Origin of the sequence: Paracoccus laeviglucosivorans, assembly GCF_900182695.1 — a bacterium.
GTDB lineage: Bacteria > Pseudomonadota > Alphaproteobacteria > Rhodobacterales > Rhodobacteraceae > Paracoccus > Paracoccus laeviglucosivorans.
On sequence record NZ_FXTK01000017.1, the window covers coordinates 1 to 19,209 of the forward strand.

Genomic DNA, 19,209 nt, shown 5'->3' on the forward strand with positions numbered 1-19,209 from the left:
CGCGCCGCCGTCTATGCCGCCGAGGAGCTGGAGGAGACCGCCAAGCTGGCCGTCCTGCTGGCAAACCAGCGCGTTCGCAGCCTGTCCGCACAAGACATCGCCCAATTGGAAGAACGATACGCCGCAACCATGCGGTAGCAGGCCCCGACGCAAGTCTTGTCTTCATTTCGAAGCAATCTGCGCTTAAAAAAACCCTGCGCCCGTCACGCAATCGCGGCGATGCGACACGCCCGAAATGAACGTGCCCAGCCTCTTGCGAGTCGATGCGCTTCGGTATACTTATGCATACAATTTAGCTTGCCGCCGCTCGCCATTCCCATTTTGCGACCCGGTATCAAGCTTAATCCAGCACTGAGCCGTAGGGATCGTCATGAGCTTGTACACAGACTACCTAACCGAAATCGAAACCCGCAAAGGCAATGGCCTGCACCCCAAGCCCATCGACGATGGCGCCTTGGTGGCCGAACTGATCGCGCAGATCGAGGATGCGGGCAGCGAATATCGGGACGGCTCGCTCAAATTCTTTATCTACAACACGTTGCCGGGCACGACCAGTGCTGCGGGTGTCAAGGCGGCCTTTCTGAAAAAGATCATTCTGGGCGAAACCATCGTCCCCGAGATCACGCCGGAATTCGCCTTTGAACTGCTGTCGCACATGAAGGGCGGCCCCTCGGTGGAAGTGCTGCTGGATCTGGCGCTTGGCGCGGATGCGGGTATCGCCGCGCAGGCGGGCGAGGTGCTGAAAACCCAGGTTTTCCTGTATGACGCCGACATGGCGCGTCTGGGCGATGCCTTCAAGTCGGGCAACCCCGTCGCCAAGGACATCCTTGAAAGCTATGCCAAGGCCGAATTCTTTACCAAACTTCCCGCGGTCGAGGATGAAATCAAGGTCGTGACCTATATCGCCGCCGAAGGCGATATTTCGACCGACCTGCTGTCGCCGGGCAATCAGGCGCATTCGCGTTCCGACCGTGAACTGCATGGTCAGTGCATGATCTCGCCCGCGGCCCAGCAGGAAATCGTCGCGCTGCAAGCCCAGCACCCGGACAAGCGCGTCATGCTGATCGCCGAAAAAGGCACGATGGGCGTGGGTTCGTCGCGCATGTCGGGCGTGAACAACGTGGCGCTGTGGACCGGCAAGCAGGCCAGCCCCTATGTGCCATTCGTGAACTTTGCGCCGGTGGTGGCGGGCACGAACGGCATTTCCCCGATCTTCGCGACCACGGTAGACGTGACGGGCGGCATCGGCATCAACCTGAAAAACTGGGTGAAAAAGACCGACGCCGACGGCAAGCCGATCCTGAACAATGACGGCAACGCGATCCTTGAACAGAAATATTCGGTCGAGACCGGCACGGTTCTGAAGATCGACGCCAAGGACAAGAAACTGCGCGACGAAAGCGGCAATGAGCTGGCGGACATCGCTGCCTCGTTCACGCCGCAAAAGGTCGAGTTCATGAAGGCCGGCAGCTCTTATGCAATCGTCTTTGGCAAAAAGCTGCAGACCTATGCCGCCGAAACGCTGGGCGTGGAAGCCACCCCGGTCTTTGCCCCGAACAAGGAAATCAGCGTCGAAGGTCAGGGCCTGACCGCCGTCGAAAAGATCTTCAACCGCAACGCCGTTGGCGTGACGCCGGGCCGCGTGCTGCACGCCGGTTCGGACGTGCGCGTCAAGGTCAACATCGTCGGCTCGCAGGACACGACCGGCCTGATGACCGCGCAGGAGCTTGAGGCGATGGCGGCCACCGTCATCTCGCCCCTGGTCGATGGCGCGTATCAGTCGGGCTGCCACACGGCATCTGTCTGGGACAAAAAGGCGCAGGAAAACATTCCGAAGCTCATGAAATTCATGAACAACTTCGGCCTGATCACCGCGCGCGACCCCAAGGGCGTCTATCACTCGATGACGGACGTGATCCACAAGGTCCTGAACGACATCACCGTGGACGACTGGGCCATCATCATCGGCGGCGACAGCCATACCCGCATGTCCAAGGGCGTTGCCTTTGGCGCGGACAGCGGCACCGTGGCGCTGGCACTGGCCACGGGCGAGGCGACCATGCCGATCCCGCAATCGGTCAAGGTCACGTTCAAGGGCGCGATGCAGCCGCATATGGATTTCCGCGACGTGGTTCACGCGACGCAGGCCCAGATGCTGAAGCAATGCGGCGACAACGTGTTCCAGGGCCGCATCATCGAGGTGCATATCGGCACGCTGCTGGCCGATCAGGCGTTCACCTTTACTGACTGGACGGCCGAGATGAAGGCCAAGGCGTCGATCTGTATTTCGCAGGATGAGACGCTGATCGAGTCGCTGGAGATCGCGAAGTCGCGCATCCAGATCATGATCGACAAGGGCATGGAAAACGCCGCAGGCACGCTGCAGGGCCTGATCGACAAGGCCGATGCGCGTATCACGGAAATCCGTTCGGGCGAAAAGCCCGCGCTGGCCCCCGATGACAACGCGAAATATTTTGCCGAAGTCGTGGTCGATCTGGACGTGATCGACGAGCCGATGATCGCCGACCCCGACGTGAACAACGCCGATGTGTCCAAGCGCTACACCCACGACACCATCCGCCCTGTGTCTTATTACGGCGGCGAGAAAAAGGTCGATCTGGGCTTCGTGGGATCGTGCATGGTCCACAAAGGCGACATGAAGATCGTCGCGCAGATGCTGAAAAACCTTGAAAAGACGCAGGGCAAGGTCGAGTTCAAGGCGCCGCTGGTCGTCGCCGCGCCGACCTACAACATCATCGACGAGCTGAAGGCCGAAGGCGACTGGGAGATCCTGCAACGCTATTCGGGCTTCGAATTCGATGACCAGATGCCCAAGAACACCGCCCGCACCGAGTATGAGAATATCCTTTATCTCGAACGGCCCGGCTGCAACCTGTGCATGGGCAACCAGGAAAAGGCCGCGAAAGGCGACACGGTTCTGGCCACCTCGACCCGCCTGTTCCAAGGACGCGTCGTCGAAGACAGCTCCGAGAAAAAGGGTGAATCCCTGCTGGCATCGACCCCGGTGGTCGTGTTGTCAGCAATTCTTGGCCGCACGCCCAATGCCGATGAATACAAGGCGGCCGTCGAAGGTATCGACCTGACCAAATTCGCCCCGCCGCTGGAAAAGCCCGGCATGGCGCGTTCGGTTCACTTCTAAGAAGTGCGGGATAGAAAACATCAGGGGCAGCGGATCACACCGCTGCCCCTTTTCGTTTGCCGCATGATGGGCCAAGGGCCAGCATGTAAGGCCGATCAAAGCCCTGCGACGATCACCACATGCGCAATGCACGCCCCATCGCGTTCGGCCCGCGCTGCACGATATTCGGGCGAATCGTAGCAGGCCCGCGCCGTCGCAAGGTCGGGGAATTCGATCACGACGTGGCGCTGCAAGTCCGGCCCTTCCAGCACCTGCGCCTCACCGCCCTGGGCCAGGAAACGCGCGCCGTAGCGGGCGAAGGCCGCCGGGGCAAGGGCGCGGTAATCCGCATAAGCCTCGGGATCGGTCACCGTGACATGGGCGATCCAATAGGCGCTCATCCCGCGCTCCGCTGCGTGTCTTCGGCCAGCAGGCGTTTGGCGATCTGCGCGGCTTCGGTCAGGTGCTCACGCACGGCGTTTTCCGCCGCATCGGGGTCGCGCGCAAGAATGGCTTTGGCGATGCGCTGCATCCGCGCCTGCCCCGACACATGCCGGTCGGTCGATGCCAGCGTCAGCGCCCGCAAACGCGAGATACGCCCGTTCAGCCGATGCACGATTTCCCAAGCGATGTGATGCCCGGCCGAGGTGAAGATGACTTCGTAGAAATGCGTCGTGGCATCGTAAAGCACCTGCGGATCGTCGGATTGGAATGCCGCTTCCAGCCGATGCAGCGCGTCTGCCAGTTGCGCCCGCGCCGTATCATCCGAAAGCCGCGCGCAGTCGGCAGCCGCGGCAGCCTCAAGCCGCAGGCGGATGTCATAGATCTGCCGCGCCCGTTCCCAGTCCAGCGTCGCCACAACCGGACCGTTGCGGGGCAGCACTTCGACCAGCCCCTCGGCCTCAAGATAGCGGATCGCCTCGCGCACGACCGAACGTGACACACCAAGCTGTTCGACCAGCGTGCGTTCCACCAGCCGATAACCCGATGGGAACCGCCCTGACACGATGGCGGCGCGCATCCGTTCGACCGCGATTTCGCGCAGCGTTTGCGGGACGTGGTCGATTCGAAGATCGGCGAGCTTTTGGTTTTCCATGCCCTTCTCTCTAGCCCGTGAATTGCGACGGCACAATATCTGATTGACACATGGTATGTTGGTATACCACGCTATGGTAACTCGAATCGAAAGGGCCTGCATATGACTGCGGAAATCCGAAAGACGCTGCTGAACGTCGAAACCACCTTGATCGAGGGTGGCCGTGCCGCCCCCACGCCCCTGAAGCTGATCACTGCCGCAGCCGTGGTGAAGAACCCTTGGGCCGGTCGCGGTTTCGTCGAGGACCTGAAGCCTGAGATCCACGCCGCAGGCCCGATACTGGGCGAATTGCTGACCAAGATGATCATTGATGAGGTCGGCTCGGGCGATGCGGTCGAGGCTTACGGCAAAGCCGCGGTCGTTGGGCTGAATGGCGAGATTGAGCACGCCTCGGCGTTGATCCACACGCTGCGTTTCGGCAACCATTACCGCACCGCCGTGGGTGCCAAGTCCTATCTGGCCTTTACCAACACGCGCGGTCCGGCGAATTGCCCGATCATGATCCCGCTGATGGACAAGAACGACGAAGGCCGCCGTTCGCATTACCTGACCATCCAGTTCGCGATCCCGGATGCGCCTGCCGCTGATGAAATCGTCGTGGCGCTGGGTGCGTCGATCGGCGGGCGCCCGCATCACCGCATCGGCGACCGTTATCAGGACCTCAAGGATTTGGGCCATGATGTCGCGAACCCTGCAGCTGTCTGACGGCAGCGCAGCCCGCATCATCGAGGCGGGCGAAGGCGAACCCTTGCTGCTGATCCACGGCGTCGGCATGTGTGCCGAAGCCTGGATGCCGCAGATCGAGGCGTTCTTTGCCGATTATCACGTAATCGCGGTGGACATGCCGGGCCATGGGGGGACATCCCCCCTGCCCTTGACCGCCCGCCTGCCCGATTTCGTCGCATGGGCCGCGCGTCTGGTTCAGGCGTTGGGTTTGGGTCCCGTGAATGTCGCCGGCCATTCGATGGGGGCGCTAGTCTCGGCCGGGCTGGCGGTCGAGCATCCCGATCTGGTGCGCCGTGTCGCGTTGTTGAACGCGGTCTATCGCCGCAGCCCCGAAGCCAGCGCGGCGGTCGTCGCCCGCGCAGATGAACTGGCACGCGGCGAAGGCACCATCGACGGCCCGCTGGCCCGCTGGTTCGGTGACAACCAGATGTCGATCCGCAACAAGGTCGCCCGCTGGCTGGAACAGATGGACCTGCAAAGCTATGCCACCGCCTATCGCAGCTTTGCCGAGGGCGACAGCATCTATGCCGACCGGCTGGACCGCATCGCCTGCCCGGCACTGGTGCTGACCGGAGAGGGCGATCAGAACTCCAGCCCCGCCATGAGCCGCGATATGGCGGCCCGTATCCCGCTGGGGCGCGAGGTCATCGTGGCCGGACACAAGCACATGGTGAACCTGACCGCCCCCTACATCGTCAACGATGCCATGAAGGAATGGCTGAAAAGCGAGGTAGCCCATGACCGCGTTTGATCCCCGCGCGCTGCGCGACGCATTCGGCTGTTTCATGACGGGTGTGACCGTCGTGACCAGCATGACCAAGGACGGCCAGCCGCTTGGCTTTACCGCCAATTCGTTTTCGTCCGTTTCGCTGGACCCGGCCCTGCTGCTGGTTTCCATCGCGAAATCGTCGCGGAATTTCGAACATTTCTCGCAGGCCGAGGGCTTTGCGATCAACGTCCTTTCCGAGGGGCAGAAAGACGTGTCCGGCACCTTCGCCAAACCGGTCGAGGATCGCTTCGCCACCGTCGATTGGCGCGTCGGCACGGCGGGATCGCCCATCATCGGCGGCGTGTCGGCATGGTTCGACTGCAAGCTGGATCAGGTGATCGACGCGGGCGACCACGCGATCCTGCTGGGCCGGGTGCAGGATTTCGCCGCCACGCAGGAAGCGGGCCTTGGCTATTATCGCGGCGCATATGTCACCCCCGCGCAGACCGGGGCGCAGCTGCCCACCGGCCCGGACGTCCGCATCGCGGCCATTCTGGAAAACGCCGGGCAGGTGTTGCTGCTGGATGACGGCAAGGGCGGGCTGACCCTGCCCGAAACCCGCGTGGGCCGCGACGGCGTGCAACCCGCCTTGGCGCGTCTGCTGTCCGATGTCGCCCCCGATGCCACGGCAGGCGAAATCTATTCCGTCTATGAAGGCACCGAAGGGTGTCAGCACATCGCCTATCGCTGTCCCGCTGCGTCCACGCAGGCGCGGCAGGGCAAGTTCGTGTCGCTTGATCCGCAGGCGGTTCAGGCAGTCGCCGACCCGGCCATGCGCTCGATGCTGGAACGCCTGTGCGAGGAATCGCGCCTTGGCAATTACGGCGTCTATTTCGGCTCGCATGTGCAGGGCCAAGTCACTCGCAAGCAAGGAACCGCATCATGAAATTCTCGCTTTTCATCCATATGGAGCGCGTTTCGGCGGCAGACGACCAGCAGAAACTTTACGACGAGATGCTCGAACTGTGCCGCATCGCCGATGAAGGCGGGATGCATGCCATCTGGACCGGCGAGCATCATGGCATGAACTTTACCATCGCGCCGAACCCGTTCCTGAACCTGATCGACATTGCGCGACGGACCAAGAACGTGCGGCTGGGGACCGGCACGGTGATCGCGCCCTTCTGGCACCCGATCCGGCTGGCAGGCGAAGCGGCGATGACCGACCTGATCACCGATGGCCGTCTGGATTTGGGCATCGCGCGCGGCGCCTATAGCTTTGAATATGAACGCATGGTGCCCGGCATGGACGCTTGGGGCGCGGGTCAGCGGATGCGCGAATTGATCCCGGCGATCCAGAACCTGTGGAAGGGTGACTACGAACACGACGGCGAGTTCTGGAAATTCCCCAAAACCACCTCCTCGCCCATGCCGGTGCAGCAACCGCATCCGCCGATCTGGGTCGCGGCGCGTGACCCGAACAGCCACGAATTCGCCGTGGCGAATGGCTGCAACGTGCAGGTCACGCCCCTGCATATGGGCGATGAGGAAGTCGTCAGCCTGATGGGCCATTTCAACGCGGCCTGCGAAAAGAACCCCGACCGCCCGCGCCCGCAGATCATGGTTCTGCGCCATACCTATGTCGCTGACAGCGAAGAAGACGCGCAGCGCGGTGCCGAAGAACTGAATATGTTCTACAACTATTTCGGCGCGTGGTTCAAAAACGAACGCCCGATCAGCATGGGCCTGATCCAGGAAATCACCCCCGAGGACGCCGCCAAGCACCCGTTCTATTCGCCCGAGGCGATGCGCAAGAACCAGATCGTCGGCGAAGCCCCCGAAGTGATCGAACGCATCAAATCCTATGAGGCGCTGGGTTACGACCAGTTCAGCTTCTGGATCGACAGCGGTATGAGCTTTGAACGCAAGCGCGCCTCGCTGGAGCGTTTCATCCGCGACGTCATCCCGGCCTTTGCCTGATGGAACGCTTGCAGCAATATATCGACGGGCGGTTCGAGGACGGGGCGCAGGCTTTTGAAAGCCTTGACCCCGCGACCGGCACGCCCTGGGCGCTGATTGCCGATGCATCCGCCGCCGATGTCGACCGCGCCGTGCGTGCGGCGGACCGGGCCTTCAACGCGCCGGAATGGGCGGGGCTGACGGCCACGGCACGCGGCAAGCTGATTGCGCGGCTGGCCGATCTGGTGGCCGAGGCCGCGCCACGTCTGGCGCAGCTGGAAACCCGCGACACCGGCAAGATCATTCGCGAAACCGGCAGCCAGATCGCCTATGTCGCGGACTACTACCGCTATTATGCGGGGCTGGCTGACAAGATCGAAGGCGCGCATCTGCCCATCGACAAGCCGGATATGGAGGTCTGGCTGCGGCGCGAACCCGTGGGCGTCGTGGCCTGCATCGTGCCGTGGAACAGCCAGCTGTTCCTGTCGGCGGTCAAGATCGGCCCCGCCTTGGCCGCAGGCTGCACCGTCGTCGTCAAGGCCAGCGAGGACGGCCCCGCCGCCATGCTGGAATTCGCGCGGCTGGTCGATCAGGCGGGTTTCCCGCCCGGCGTCGTCAATATCCTGACCGGCGGCCCCGAGGCGGGCAAGGCCCTGACCACGCATCCGCTGGTCGCCCATATCGCCTTTACCGGCGGGCCGGATACCGCACGCCACATCGTGCGCGCCTCGGCCGAGAACCTGTCCAAAACCTCGCTAGAGCTGGGGGGCAAGTCGCCCTTTATCGTCTTTGACGACGCCGATCTGGACAGCGCCGTGAATGCACAGGTGGCGGGGATTTTCGCCGCAACCGGGCAAAGCTGCGTCGCGGGCTCGCGCCTGCTGGTCCAGCGCAGCATCAAGGACGACATGCTGGCACGCCTGAAAGTCAAGGCCGAGGCCGTCCGCATCGGCGCCCCCGGCGACATGGCGACAGAGGTGGGGCCGCTATGCACCGCACGCCAGCGCGACCGGATCGAACGCATCGTGGCGGATTCCGTCGCGGCGGGTGCAAAGCTGGTCACCGGCGGCAAAACGCCCGATGGTGCGGGCTTCTATTTCCCGCCGACCATCCTTGATTGCACCGACACCCCCGACGCGCCTTGCATGACCGAGGAACTGTTTGGCCCGGTCCTGTCGGTCATCGCCTTTGATGACGAAACGGACGCCCTGCGCATCGCTAATGACACGCAATACGGCCTTGCCTCGGGCGTGTTCACGCGCAGCCTGACGCGGGCGCATCGCATGATCCGTGGCATCCGGGCGGGCATCGTCTGGGTGAATACCTATCGCGCGGTCTCGCCCATCGCGCCATTCGGTGGGCACGGGCTGTCGGGCCATGGCCGCGAAGGCGGGCTGGCGGCGGCGCTGGATTACACGACCGTCAAGACGGTCTGGCTGCGAACCTCGGACGATCCGATCCCCGATCCCTTCGTCATGCGCTGATACAAGGCCCGGCCGGGAAACGGCCGGGTTTTCCATAACAAAGACCAACAGTGGAGTAACGAGATGCACAAGAAAGCCCTTGCCCTTGCCGCCGCCCTGACCCTTGCAGGCGGGGTCGCGCAGGCGCAGCAGATGGTCTTTACCTCATGGGGCGGGACCACGCAGGACGCGCAGACCGAATTCTGGGCCGCGCCCTATTCCGAAAAGACCGGCACCAATGTCCTGCAGGACGGCCCGACCGATTACGGCAAGATCAAGGCCATGGTCGAAGCCAAGGCCGTGAACTGGGACGTGGTGGACAGCGAATTCGACTGGGCATTGCAGGCTGGCAAGGCGGGCCTGCTGGAGCCGCTGGATTTCAACGTCATCGACAAGTCGAAACTGGACCCGCGCTTCGTGTCCGATTACGCAGTCGGCAGCTTCTATTATTCCTTCGTCATCGGCTTCAACCCGGCGAATTTCAGCGGCGATCAGCCCAAGACGATGGCCGATCTGTTCGACACCGCGAAATTCCCCGGCAAGCGCACCTTCTATAAATGGTCGGCGCCGGGCGTGATCGAGGCCGCGCTGCTGGCCGATGGCGTCGCCGCCGACAAGCTGTATCCGCTGGACCTGGACCGCGCCTTCAAGAAGCTGGACACGATCAAGTCCGACATCATCTGGTGGGAAGGCGGGGCGCAAAGCCAGCAGCTTCTGGCCTCGGGCGAGGCGCCGATCGGCTTCTTCTGGAACGGGCGTCTGGCGGCACTTGCGGCTGACGGCATGCCGGTGGGCATCAGCTGGGAAAACAACATCACCGCCGCCGACGCGCTGGTGGTTCCCAAAGGCGCACCGAACAAGGACGCCGCCATGGCCTTTATCGCCGAGGCGACCAGCGCCAAGGCTCAGGCCGATTTCGCCGCCAAGACCGGCTATGCGCCGATCAACACCGGCTCGCCCGAACTGATGGATGCGGAGGTCCGCAAGACCCTGCCCGACACCCAGACCGGGACGCAGATCAACGCCGACATGGCCTATTGGGCCGAGCACCGCGATGAGATCGGCACCCGCTGGTATGCCTGGCAGGCGCAATGACGAAAGCGGCGGCGGCCCCAAGGCTCGCCGCCCATCCGCGAACACCTGAAGGGTGATCCCTATGTTGTCTTTCCTGTCGCAGGGGCGTCGCGGTTCGGGTTGGGGCATGGCCCTGCCTGCGCTGCTGCTGCTTCTGGCCTTTTTCGTCATCCCGGTCGCGGGACTGCTTAGCCGCTCGGTCACCGAACCGCAGCCGGGCTTGCAGAACTATGAAACGCTGCTGGGTTCGTTCACCTATATCCGCATCTTCCTGAACACGTTTCTGGTGTCGGGCGTGGTGACACTGATCACGGCGCTGATCGCCTTTCCCGTCGCATGGGCGCTGGCGATCATGTCGCCGCGCATCGCCAGCGTGCTGTTCGCGGTTATCCTGCTCTCGATGTGGACGAACCTGCTGGCGCGGACCTATGCGTGGATGGTGCTGCTGCAACAGACCGGGCTGGTCAACAAGCTGCTGATGGGGCTGGGCCTGACCAGCCAGCCGCTGCAACTGACCAACAACCTGATCGGCGTGACCATCGGCATGGTCTACATCATGCTGCCCTTCATGATCCTGCCGCTTTACGGCGTTATCAGGAAGATCGATCCCGCCATCCTGCAAGCCGCCGCCCTGTGTGGCGCGACCAAGGGTCAGGCGCTGCGCCGCGTGCTGTTGCCGCTGGCCGCACCCGGCATCGCGTCCGGCGCGCTGATGGTGTTCGTCATGTCGCTGGGTTATTTCGTGACGCCTTCGCTGCTGGGTGGCACCTCGAACATGATGGTGGCCGAACTGATCGTGCAGCAGGTCCAAAGCCTTGTGAATTGGGGCATGGGCGGGGCTGCGGCATTCATCCTGCTGGTCGTGACGCTGGCGCTTTACGCGCTGCAATTGCGGCTATTCGATGCGGAGGCCCGCTGATGCTGCTGGATTTCGACAAACTCGGCCTGTGGAAATGGATCCTGTCAGCGATCTGCGCGCTGATGGCGTTGTTCCTGCTGCTGCCGATCCTGTTCATCGTGGCCCTGTCATTCGGCAATTCGCGCTGGCTGATCTTTCCGCCGCCGGGCTGGACGCTGAAATGGTATCACGACCTGTTCGCCGATCCGCGCTGGCTGTCGGCGGCCTTCACCTCGGCCAAGATCGCGCTGGTGGTCATGGTGCTGTCGGTGGCGCTGGGGCTGCTGGCATCATTAGCGCTGACGCGGGGCACGTTCCGGGGCCGCGCGGTCCTGCGGGCGTTCTTCCTGACGCCGATGGTGCTGCCGGTCGTCATCATCGCGGTGGCGCTTTACGCGGCATTCCTGCGGCTGGGGCTGAACGGCACCTTTGTGGGTTTCGTCATCGCACATCTGATCGTGGCGCTGCCGTTTTCGGTCATCACCATCTCCGGCGCGCTGGAAACTTTTGACCCCTCGATCGAGGATGCCGCGATCCTGTGTGGGGCATCCCCGTGGGAGGCACGCTTTCGCGTCACCCTACCCGCCATCAGCCACGGCCTGTTTTCCGCCGCGATCTTTTCCTTCCTGATTTCGTGGGACGAGGTGGTGCTGGCGATCTTCATGGCCTCGCCTACGCTGCAAACCCTGCCGGTCAAGGTCTGGACGACGCTGCGCCAAGACCTGACGCCGGTGATTGCCGCCGCCTCGACCCTTCTTGTGGGCCTGACCGCGATCCTGATGATCGTGGCCGCCCTGATCCGCAAAGGCAAATCCAGATGAGCAGCCCCTACCTGCATATCAACGGCATCCGCAAAACCTTCGGCGACGTGGTCGCAACCGATCATGTCGAGCTGGAGATCGCCGAAGGCGAATTCATGACCTTCCTTGGCCCGTCGGGGTCGGGAAAATCGACGACGCTGTATATCCTTGCGGGCTTTCAGGACCCGACCGCGGGCGACATCAAGCTGCGCGGCAAGTCGATACTGCAAACGCCGTCGCACAAGCGCCAGATCGGCATGGTGTTCCAGCGCTATACCCTGTTCCCGCATCTGTCGGTCGGCGAAAACGTGGCCTTCCCGCTACGCGTCCGCCGCGCCCCGCAGGCCGAGATCGCGGCCAAGGTGAAACGGGCCCTGTCCCTTGTCCGGCTGGACGGGTTCGAGGATCGCATGCCCGCCAAGATGTCCGGCGGCCAGCAGCAGCGCGTCGCCTTGGCCCGCGCGCTGGTCTATGACCCGCCGGTCCTGCTGATGGACGAACCGTTGTCGGCCCTGGACAAGAAGCTGCGCGAGGAAATCCAGCACGAAATCCGCCGCATCCATCAGGAAACCGGCGTGACCATCCTGTATGTGACCCATGATCAGGAAGAGGCCCTGCGCCTTTCCGACCGCATCGCCGTCTTCAACAAGGGCAAAATCGAACAGGTCGGCACCGGGCCACAGCTTTACGCCAGCCCCGCCACACATTTCGTGGCCGATTTCATCGGCGACAGCGCGTTTCTTGGCGGTGAACTGGCGGCAGTCGCATCCGGTCGCGCCAGCCTGCGCTTTGCCGATGGCACGGTGCTGGCCGATGTGCCGATGCACGGCACGGGATCGGCGGGCGGCAAGGCATCCCTGATGCTGCGTCCCGAACGGATCGAGCTTGCGGCAGGGCCGGGCGCGGCGGGCGCATCCCTGCCCGTCACCATCGAGGACGTGACATTCCTTGGCAATAACAGCACAGTTTCGGCCCGGACCGGATGGGGCGATGTGCTGTCGGTGCGGCTGAACTTCGGCCACCCGATGATGGGACAAGTCCAGCGCGGCGATGCGCTGCATGTGCGCTGGCAACCGCAAGACGCCCATGTCTTTGCCCGGACCTGATAACTGATGAAAGACCTGACCATGCCTGCACTGAACGACCCCACCCTGCTGACCGATGCCTGCCTGCTGGACGGCAAATGGATCAAGGCCCGCTTGGGCGACACGATCACGGTGACGAACCCGGCGGACGGCTCGGTCGTGGGCATGGTCCCGTCACTGTCCACCGACGAGGTTCAGGATGCCATCACCGCTGCTGACCGCGCCTTGGTCGGCTGGCGGGCGCTGGCGGCAAAGGAGCGCAGCATCATCCTGCGCCGCTGGTTCGACCTGATGATCGCAAATGCCGACGATCTGGCCGCGATCATGACCGCCGAACAAGGCAAACCGCTGGCCGAGGCCAAGGGCGAAATCACCTATGCCGCCAGCTTCGTCGAATGGTTCGCCGAAGAGGCCAAGCGCGTCTATGGTGACACCATCCCCGGCCCGCAGGCCGACAAGCGCCTGACGGTGATCCGCCAGCCGGTCGGCGTCACCGCGGCAATCACGCCGTGGAATTTCCCAGCCGCGATGATCACTCGCAAGGTCGCGCCCGCGCTGGCCGCAGGCTGCACGATGATCGTGCGCCCCGCCGACCTGACGCCGCTGACCGCGCTGGCGCTTGGCAAGCTGGCCGAACGCGCGGGCGTGCCTGCGGGTGTCCTGCAGATCGTCACCGGCGACGCGCGCAGCATCGGCAAGGTGCTGACGGATTCCGAAACCGTGCGGAAGCTGTCCTTCACCGGCTCGACCGAAGTAGGGCGCATCCTGATGGCGCAATGCGCGCCCTCGATCAAACGCCTGTCGCTGGAGTTGGGCGGCAACGCGCCCTTCATCGTCTTTGACGACGCCGATCTGGACGCGGCGGTCGAAGGCGCGATGATCGCCAAGTTCCGCAACGCCGGGCAAACCTGTGTCTGCGCCAACCGCTTTCTGGTCCAGCGCGGCGTCTATGACGCCTTTGCCGACAAGCTGGCGGCGCGGGTGGCAGCCCTGAAGGTCGGCCCCGGCACCGAAGCAGGTGTCACCATCGGCCCGATGATCGAGGAAAAGGGTGCAGCCAAGGTCGAAGCCCATATCGCGGATGCGCTGTCCAAGGGCGCGACGCTGAAGACCGGCGGCAAGCGTCTGGGCGGTCTGATGCTGGAACCGGGCGTGCTGACCGGCGTGACCACAGACATGGCCGTCGCGCAGGAAGAAACCTTTGGCCCGCTCGCGCCGCTGTTCGTTTTCGACACCGAGGAACAGGCGATCCAGATGGCCAACGACACCATCTTCGGCCTCGCTGCCTATTTCTATACCCGCGACTACGCCCGCGTGATTCGCGTCTCGGAGGGGCTGGAATACGGGATGGTGGGGCACAATACCGGGTTGATCTCGAACGAAATGGCGCCGTTCGGCGGCGTCAAGCAGTCGGGTTTGGGCCGCGAAGGATCGAAATACGGAATCGAGGAATATCTGGAGATCAAATATCTCTGCTCGGCTTTGTGATCGCCTCGGGCGAACCGTCGCCGACGTGATTTAATCCTTATAAATCATTACCATTACCTAAACCCTCGGACGTCCCGCGCCCGAGGGATCACCCATGCCCGAACCCCTTCCGACATCCCGGTTTTCCGGGGGTTTACGCCGCGCAGCTCCTATCCTACGACATGCTGATATTACGGTATACCACGCGGCAAGGGAGGAATTGTCGAGCATGGCACACCAGGAACGCAGCCCCGGCGTGATCGAGGAAAACAGCATCGGCTTTGTCCCCCTGTCGCAGCGGCACGGACGCCCACGCGATCTGTTCACGTTGTGGTTCACCACTAATATCGCGCCCCTGCCGGTCGTGACCGGAGCGATGGCGGTGCAGGTCTTTCACCTGCCGCTGGCCTGGGCGTTTTCCGCGATCGTTCTGGGCAATATCGTCGGCGCGCTGGTGCTGGCAGCCTGCTCGGCGCAAGGCCCGCAGATGGGGCTGGCGCAGATGATCCAAAGCCGGGGGCAGTTCGGGCGCTATGGCGCGCTGCTGGTCGTGGGGTTCGCCACGCTGCTGTATCTGGGCTTTTTCACCTCGAACATCGTGCTGGCGGCGAAATCGCTGCATTCGCTGGTGCCTGCGGTGGGCCTGCCGCTGGGGGCGGTCATCTCGGCGCTGGCGGCGGCGGGGATCGCCATTCTGGGCTATAACATGATCCACCTGCTGAACCGCATCGGCATCTGGTTCATGGGTCTGGGCCTGCTGCTGGCCGCGATCAGCCTGATTGCCGCCCTGCCCGCTGATGCGTGGCTGGGCGGAGAGGTCACGCCGCTGGGGTGGCTGTCCATGTTTTCGTTGGCGGCGGTGTGGCACCTGTCCTATGCCTGCTATACCTCGGATTATTCCCGCTATCTGCCGCCATCGGTGGGCATCCGCGCGCCCTTCATGGCCAGCTTTCTGGGCGCGTCCATGGGCACCTCGGCCTCGTTCTTTCTGGGGGCGATTGCGGTGGCGGGTGCGCCTGCGGATGCCGATGCGATGGTGCTGGTCAGCCATTCGGTCGGTGTGCTCAGCCCGGTCCTGCTGTTGCTGTTCGTCTTGAACATCGTCACGCATAACGCGCTGAACATTTATGGCGCAGTGCTGTCGTTGATCACCATGGCGCAGACCTTCATCGCGGCATGGCAGCCTACGCGCCGCACGCGGGTCGTGATGTCGGTGGCGGTGCTGATCGGCTGCCTGATCCCGGCGATGCTGTCGGCCGAGACCTTCGTGCCGCGCTTCATTTCCTTCGTCGTGGCGCTGATGGTGGTGCTGGCACCATGGGCCACGATCAACATCGTCGATTTCTATGTGGTCCGCAAAGGCCGCTATGACATCGCGGCTTTCTTCCGCCCCGATGGCGGGGTCTATGGCCGGTTCAACGGCAATGCAGCCAAGGCTTATGTGGCGGGTATCCTTGTGCAGATCCCGTTCCTGTCCACGTCCTTCTTCACCGGCCCGCTTGCGGCACATTTCGGCGGGCTGGACATCGGCTGGCTGATCGCGCCGATAGTCACCGGCGCGCTGTATCTGCGTCTGGGTCAGCCCGCGCCCGCTTGGCAGCGCGAGTGATCAGGCCATGTTGTGCTGCCAGATCGCATGGCGGATGCGGGCCTGTTTATAGGCATCAAAGATCGCCATTGCCCAGACGAAGAATCCGCCTGCATAGCGCCCTACAAAGGACACCTCGGGCGCGGCGGTCAGCAGGGTGAACCCACCCAGCAGGCAGATAAAGAACAGAAAGATCAGCCCGCGCATGGGCTGACCGTTCCAGACCTGACCCGAGCCGGGCAGCACGATGGCTGAGGCCAGCACCAGATAAGGGTTCGGCGGCGTTTTCATACGGCAGTCCTTAGAATGTCTTCGCGCATGTCGCGCAAGGCCAGCACCAGTGGGTCCAGCGCTTGGGGATCAAGCGCATTCCGACCCATCTCGGCTTCGCGAAACAGCAGGTAGCGACCGCGATCCGCCTCTTCGGCCAGCCAGGTGATGCGCAGCCCTTGGGGTGAGATGACCAGCTCCTTGACGCGCGGGTCGTCGAACAGTGCGATGTGGCGGGCCAACAGCGCGCCCTCGGTCTCGGTCAGGGGTAGTTCACTGCGTAGGGCCGCGTCCTCGGGAAAACCTGCGGTCAAGGCAGTCTGATGCGGCAGGCGGTCAAAGGCGGAAAAGGGCTCGATCCCGGTCGGGCGCATCATCAGGTTGATGCGCTGTCGCAGGGGCAGCGGTTCGGGCAGCGTGACCAGCAGCCACAGGGCGGGCAGCTTGCGGAATGTCAGCGTGTCGGGAACGGCCTGCAGATCCAACGTCAGCCCTGCCCTGCGGCCTGACGCACGGGCAAAGCCTGTCGCCGCGACCGCCTGCCGCCGTTCCTGCAGGTCGATCCCGTCCAGCCATCCGGCCCGCGCCGTCCGCCGCGCCTTGTCATCGGCAATCAGATGCAGGGCCAGCCAAGCCAGCCCCGCACCAAGCACCACCATCATCAGCGGCAGCATCATCATCTTAATACCCGCGCGGCTTGGGCCAGGGCATGGTGAACTGCGCACCGCGGTTCACGAAGCGATAGCGCCAGAAATGGAACCACAGCGACACGACGATATAGAACGCGATCATCGCGACAAGCTGCGTGCCGTAGCCCAGAAACACCGCAAAGAACGCCAGCCCGCACAGCCCCAGCAGCACCATGGCGGGCAGCGGGTGGAACGGGTGTTCATAGCCGCGCTTGATGGTGTCCAACGGCCATTTGCGACGGAACAGAATGATGTTCAGCGGCATGAAGGTATATTCCAGCAGCCCCGACAGGATCGAGAAGGTCACCACCTGATCCAGCGGCGCCCCCAGCGCAAAGATCAGCGCGATTGGCACAAGAAAGATGATGGATCGGTAGGGCGTGCGGTATTTCGGATGCACCGCGCCGAACCAACCGGGCAGGTAGCGGTCGCGACCCATGGCGAACCATGCACGGCTGGCATCGTTGATGCAGCCATTGGCGGATGCCAGCGTCGCAAACAGCGTGCCGATGCCCAGAAAGACCATCAACCCGTAAGACCCCGACAGGCGGGCGGCATCGAACAGCGGCACGCCCGACTGACCCAGATATTCCCACGGCATCAGGCCCGCACAGACATACCAGGTCAGCGTCGCGGCAATTGCCAGCGTCATCACGCCTGCCAGCGTGCCGAACGGCAAGGCGCGGGCGGGGCTGCGAACTTCCTCGGCGGCCTGTGTCGTGCCTTCGATCCCCAGATAGAACCACAGCCCGAAATGCATCGAGGCCAGCACTCCCAGCCAGCCATAGGGCAGAGCGGCCTGTCCCGACAGCAGATCGGCATGGCGCAGCGGACCCGCACCGAAAATCCCGGCCGTGGTCAGAAACAGCACCACCACGGCCGTAAAGGCGATGGCCGTGATCACAAGGTTGAATGTCAGCGTCGCCAGCACCCCGCGATAGTTCAGCCATGCCAGAAACATGATCGACAGAATGATGAAGGGCCGCTGATCGACGCCGCCCTGATGCCCGCTCATCGTGGCGACGGTATCGACCAGAAAGCCCACGGTGATGGCATTCGCTGCCTCAAGCATCGTATAGGCAAAAACCAGATACAGGCCGACGTTAAAGGCCATCAGCGGCCCGACGATATGCTTGGCCTGCGTATATTGCCCGCCCGCTGCGGCAACGGTCGATGTCACCTCTGAATCGATCATGGCCACGCAGGTATAAAGGATGCCCGCAAACCAGCAGGCCATCAGCGCGGCATAGGCCCCGCCTTTGCCCACGGCAAAGTTCCAGCCCATATATTCGCCGACCAGAACGATACCGACCCCCAATGCCCAGACATGCGCCGGGCCCAGCACGCGGGCCAACCCGACATGCTCGATCTTTTCCGCTTTTGCCATTTTATCCCCGATGCTGTTCTTCGGTCAGGGCTTCCAGCTCGCCTTCGCGCGACGAGGTCAGGAATTCCTCGTCATAGGTGCTGTCGGTCCGAATCCAGTCGATGACGATGAACAGGCCGAACAATGCCGACGCCGCCCAAGCCGCCAGTTCAAGATAATCCCAAAGGTCCATGATGCCCTCACTCGCCGAATTTCTCGGCGATTACCTCGCGATATTCCTTTTCGGAAAAGCGCAGCAGGATCGCGTAATAGCCCACGATGACGACGATCATGGCGACCAGCGCCCCGATCGAGAAGCTGTAGTCAAAGCGCGCGGTGATCATCTCGCTGGCCGATGCGGCGTCGGCAAAGCCCAACTTTTGCCACTGCTCGACCATGACCGCGTTCTGGCCCAGACTTTCCCATGTGGGATCGGTGACGGGTTGCGGCACCTTGGACGATCCCGCCATGCCCATCCACAGCGGGATATAAAGCGCGCCGATCGCCATGATCAGCAGCACGATGACGTCGATCACCTGACCGACCTTGCCCTGCACGGGTGCTTGATAGCGCGTCATGACCGGCCTGCCCGTTTCAGCGCGCGCGAGGCGTCCAGAAACTTGATATCAAGCCCATACATGAAGTCGCGGTCTTCGCGGTAATGGCGCAGCATCGCCATGATCGCCGCGGTGTTGAACAGCAAGACCACGCCGCCGCCGATCAGCAGCACGATCCGCGCGGTGCCACTGGGCGCAAGCGACCATGTGGCCCATGCGACGAAGATAATTGAAAACCAAAGTCCCAGAACAAAGGCCCACGCAACCGCCATGTCACGACGATGCATTGCCTCGATCCGGCGAGCCAGATCCGACACGTTGCT

At 63.1% G+C, this 19,209-nt stretch carries 20 protein-coding genes; 12 read left to right on the forward strand and 8 right to left on the reverse strand.

The annotated features are described in order from the left end of the window. The first annotated feature begins 370 nt into the window (after positions 1–370). Positions 371–3,160: a bifunctional aconitate hydratase 2/2-methylisocitrate dehydratase gene (locus FN835_RS15585; RefSeq protein ID WP_142664156.1), complete on the forward strand. Its 2,790-nt coding sequence runs from the start codon at positions 371–373 to the stop codon at positions 3,158–3,160. Positions 3,161–3,255: 95 nt separating this feature from the next. On the opposite strand, the gene FN835_RS15590 is transcribed toward FN835_RS15585, so the two are convergent. Together FN835_RS15590 and FN835_RS15595 are read right to left on the reverse strand one after the other, a co-directional pair. Continuing rightward, the gene (locus tag FN835_RS15590) at positions 3,256–3,540 is read right to left on the reverse strand and encodes a DUF1330 domain-containing protein (RefSeq protein ID WP_142664157.1); all 285 of its coding nucleotides are present in this window, start codon (positions 3,538–3,540) and stop codon (positions 3,256–3,258) included. After that, positions 3,537–4,235 carry a GntR family transcriptional regulator gene (locus FN835_RS15595; protein WP_142664158.1) on the reverse strand — a complete coding sequence of 233 codons (699 nt, stop codon included), beginning with the start codon at positions 4,233–4,235 and terminating at the stop codon, positions 3,537–3,539. The genes FN835_RS15590 and FN835_RS15595 overlap by 4 nt, the downstream gene beginning before the upstream one ends. 102 nt (positions 4,236–4,337) lie before the next feature. Between FN835_RS15595 and FN835_RS15600 the strand changes: the two genes are divergently transcribed. The 11 genes from FN835_RS15600 (at position 4,338) to FN835_RS15650 (ending at position 16,025) form a co-directional block, all read left to right on the forward strand. After that, the gene (locus FN835_RS15600; protein WP_142664159.1) at positions 4,338–4,940 is read left to right on the forward strand and encodes an amino acid synthesis family protein; all 603 of its coding nucleotides are present in this window, start codon (positions 4,338–4,340) and stop codon (positions 4,938–4,940) included. Further along, positions 4,912–5,712: an alpha/beta fold hydrolase gene (locus tag FN835_RS15605; RefSeq protein WP_142664160.1), complete on the forward strand. Its 801-nt coding sequence runs from the start codon at positions 4,912–4,914 to the stop codon at positions 5,710–5,712. Before FN835_RS15600 ends, FN835_RS15605 begins: the two co-directional genes overlap by 29 nt. Beyond that, positions 5,699–6,616 carry a flavin reductase family protein gene (locus FN835_RS15610; RefSeq protein ID WP_142664161.1) on the forward strand — a complete coding sequence of 306 codons (918 nt, stop codon included), beginning with the start codon at positions 5,699–5,701 and terminating at the stop codon, positions 6,614–6,616. Before FN835_RS15605 ends, FN835_RS15610 begins: the two co-directional genes overlap by 14 nt. Further along, complete coding sequence (locus tag FN835_RS15615; protein ID WP_142664162.1) at positions 6,613–7,650, forward strand: LLM class flavin-dependent oxidoreductase; 1,038 nt, start codon at positions 6,613–6,615, stop codon at positions 7,648–7,650. The genes FN835_RS15610 and FN835_RS15615 overlap by 4 nt, the downstream gene beginning before the upstream one ends. Further along, complete coding sequence (locus FN835_RS15620; RefSeq protein WP_142664163.1) at positions 7,650–9,113, forward strand: aldehyde dehydrogenase; 1,464 nt, start codon at positions 7,650–7,652, stop codon at positions 9,111–9,113. The genes FN835_RS15615 and FN835_RS15620 overlap by 1 nt, the downstream gene beginning before the upstream one ends. 63 nt (positions 9,114–9,176) lie before the next feature. Next, positions 9,177–10,187, forward strand: a complete 1,011-nt coding sequence (locus tag FN835_RS15625; protein WP_142664164.1) for an ABC transporter substrate-binding protein — start codon at positions 9,177–9,179, stop codon at positions 10,185–10,187. A gap of 61 nt (positions 10,188–10,248) precedes the next feature. Further along, positions 10,249–11,085, forward strand: a complete 837-nt coding sequence (locus FN835_RS15630) for an ABC transporter permease (protein WP_142664165.1) — start codon at positions 10,249–10,251, stop codon at positions 11,083–11,085. Next, positions 11,085–11,885, forward strand: coding sequence for an ABC transporter permease (locus FN835_RS15635; RefSeq protein WP_142664166.1), 801 nt, complete (start codon positions 11,085–11,087; stop codon positions 11,883–11,885). Before FN835_RS15630 ends, FN835_RS15635 begins: the two co-directional genes overlap by 1 nt. Next, positions 11,882–12,970 (forward strand): ABC transporter ATP-binding protein, encoded by a 1,089-nt coding sequence (locus FN835_RS15640; protein WP_142664167.1) that lies wholly within the window; start codon positions 11,882–11,884, stop codon positions 12,968–12,970. The genes FN835_RS15635 and FN835_RS15640 overlap by 4 nt, the downstream gene beginning before the upstream one ends. Before the next feature lie 6 nt (positions 12,971–12,976). Next, complete coding sequence (locus FN835_RS15645; protein WP_221930448.1) at positions 12,977–14,437, forward strand: NAD-dependent succinate-semialdehyde dehydrogenase; 1,461 nt, start codon at positions 12,977–12,979, stop codon at positions 14,435–14,437. 208 nt (positions 14,438–14,645) lie between these two features. Next, on the forward strand, positions 14,646–16,025 hold the full coding sequence (locus tag FN835_RS15650; protein ID WP_142664168.1) for a purine-cytosine permease family protein: 1,380 nt from the start codon (positions 14,646–14,648) through the stop codon (positions 16,023–16,025). Here FN835_RS15650 and FN835_RS15655 read toward each other — a convergent pair whose 3' ends face one another. The 6 genes from FN835_RS15655 to FN835_RS15675 are packed head-to-tail and all read right to left on the reverse strand — an operon-like array spanning position 16,026 to position 19,203. Further along, positions 16,026–16,295: a hypothetical protein gene (locus FN835_RS15655; protein WP_142664169.1), complete on the reverse strand. Its 270-nt coding sequence runs from the start codon at positions 16,293–16,295 to the stop codon at positions 16,026–16,028. Next, positions 16,292–16,954, reverse strand: coding sequence for a hypothetical protein (locus tag FN835_RS15660; RefSeq protein ID WP_142664170.1), 663 nt, complete (start codon positions 16,952–16,954; stop codon positions 16,292–16,294). The genes FN835_RS15655 and FN835_RS15660 overlap by 4 nt, the downstream gene beginning before the upstream one ends. A 1-nt stretch (position 16,955) precedes the next feature. Beyond that, complete coding sequence (locus FN835_RS15665; RefSeq protein WP_142664171.1) at positions 16,956–18,350, reverse strand: APC family permease; 1,395 nt, start codon at positions 18,348–18,350, stop codon at positions 16,956–16,958. A 1-nt stretch (position 18,351) separates the two neighbouring features. Next, entirely contained in the window at positions 18,352–18,522 is a 171-nt protein-coding gene (locus FN835_RS21320) for a hypothetical protein (protein ID WP_185958714.1), read from the reverse strand. 7 nt (positions 18,523–18,529) lie between these two features. After that, a complete protein-coding gene (locus FN835_RS15670) occupies positions 18,530–18,907 on the reverse strand; it encodes a hypothetical protein (RefSeq protein ID WP_142664172.1) in 378 nt (125 codons plus the stop codon). After that, the gene (locus FN835_RS15675) at positions 18,904–19,203 is read right to left on the reverse strand and encodes a hypothetical protein (protein WP_246098767.1); all 300 of its coding nucleotides are present in this window, start codon (positions 19,201–19,203) and stop codon (positions 18,904–18,906) included. The genes FN835_RS15670 and FN835_RS15675 overlap by 4 nt, the downstream gene beginning before the upstream one ends. Positions 19,204–19,209: the final 6 nt, after the last annotated feature.

Excerpts from the sequence above, each read along its gene's own strand:
- FN835_RS15670 (WP_142664172.1), bottom strand. The coding sequence starts at position 18,907 with ATGACGCGCTATCAAGCACCCGTGCAGGGCAAGGTCGGTCAGGTGATC.
- FN835_RS15585 (WP_142664156.1), top strand. The coding sequence starts at position 371 with ATGAGCTTGTACACAGACTACCTAACCGAAATCGAAACCCGCAAAGGC.
- FN835_RS15620 (WP_142664163.1), top strand. The coding sequence starts at position 7,650 with ATGGAACGCTTGCAGCAATATATCGACGGGCGGTTCGAGGACGGGGCG.
- FN835_RS15655 (WP_142664169.1), bottom strand. The coding sequence starts at position 16,295 with ATGAAAACGCCGCCGAACCCTTATCTGGTGCTGGCCTCAGCCATCGTG.
- FN835_RS15630 (WP_142664165.1), top strand. The coding sequence starts at position 10,249 with ATGTTGTCTTTCCTGTCGCAGGGGCGTCGCGGTTCGGGTTGGGGCATG.
- FN835_RS15625 (WP_142664164.1), top strand. The coding sequence starts at position 9,177 with ATGCACAAGAAAGCCCTTGCCCTTGCCGCCGCCCTGACCCTTGCAGGC.
- FN835_RS15645 (WP_221930448.1), top strand. The coding sequence starts at position 12,977 with ATGAAAGACCTGACCATGCCTGCACTGAACGACCCCACCCTGCTGACC.
- FN835_RS15605 (WP_142664160.1), top strand. The coding sequence starts at position 4,912 with ATGATGTCGCGAACCCTGCAGCTGTCTGACGGCAGCGCAGCCCGCATC.
- FN835_RS15590 (WP_142664157.1), bottom strand. The coding sequence starts at position 3,540 with ATGAGCGCCTATTGGATCGCCCATGTCACGGTGACCGATCCCGAGGCT.
- FN835_RS15600 (WP_142664159.1), top strand. The coding sequence starts at position 4,338 with ATGACTGCGGAAATCCGAAAGACGCTGCTGAACGTCGAAACCACCTTG.
- FN835_RS15635 (WP_142664166.1), top strand. The coding sequence starts at position 11,085 with ATGCTGCTGGATTTCGACAAACTCGGCCTGTGGAAATGGATCCTGTCA.
- FN835_RS15660 (WP_142664170.1), bottom strand. The coding sequence starts at position 16,954 with ATGATGATGCTGCCGCTGATGATGGTGGTGCTTGGTGCGGGGCTGGCT.
- FN835_RS15615 (WP_142664162.1), top strand. The coding sequence starts at position 6,613 with ATGAAATTCTCGCTTTTCATCCATATGGAGCGCGTTTCGGCGGCAGAC.
- FN835_RS15640 (WP_142664167.1), top strand. The coding sequence starts at position 11,882 with ATGAGCAGCCCCTACCTGCATATCAACGGCATCCGCAAAACCTTCGGC.
- FN835_RS15650 (WP_142664168.1), top strand. The coding sequence starts at position 14,646 with ATGGCACACCAGGAACGCAGCCCCGGCGTGATCGAGGAAAACAGCATC.
- FN835_RS15595 (WP_142664158.1), bottom strand. The coding sequence starts at position 4,235 with ATGGAAAACCAAAAGCTCGCCGATCTTCGAATCGACCACGTCCCGCAA.
- FN835_RS15610 (WP_142664161.1), top strand. The coding sequence starts at position 5,699 with ATGACCGCGTTTGATCCCCGCGCGCTGCGCGACGCATTCGGCTGTTTC.
- FN835_RS15665 (WP_142664171.1), bottom strand. The coding sequence starts at position 18,350 with ATGGCAAAAGCGGAAAAGATCGAGCATGTCGGGTTGGCCCGCGTGCTG.
- FN835_RS21320 (WP_185958714.1), bottom strand. The coding sequence starts at position 18,522 with ATGGACCTTTGGGATTATCTTGAACTGGCGGCTTGGGCGGCGTCGGCA.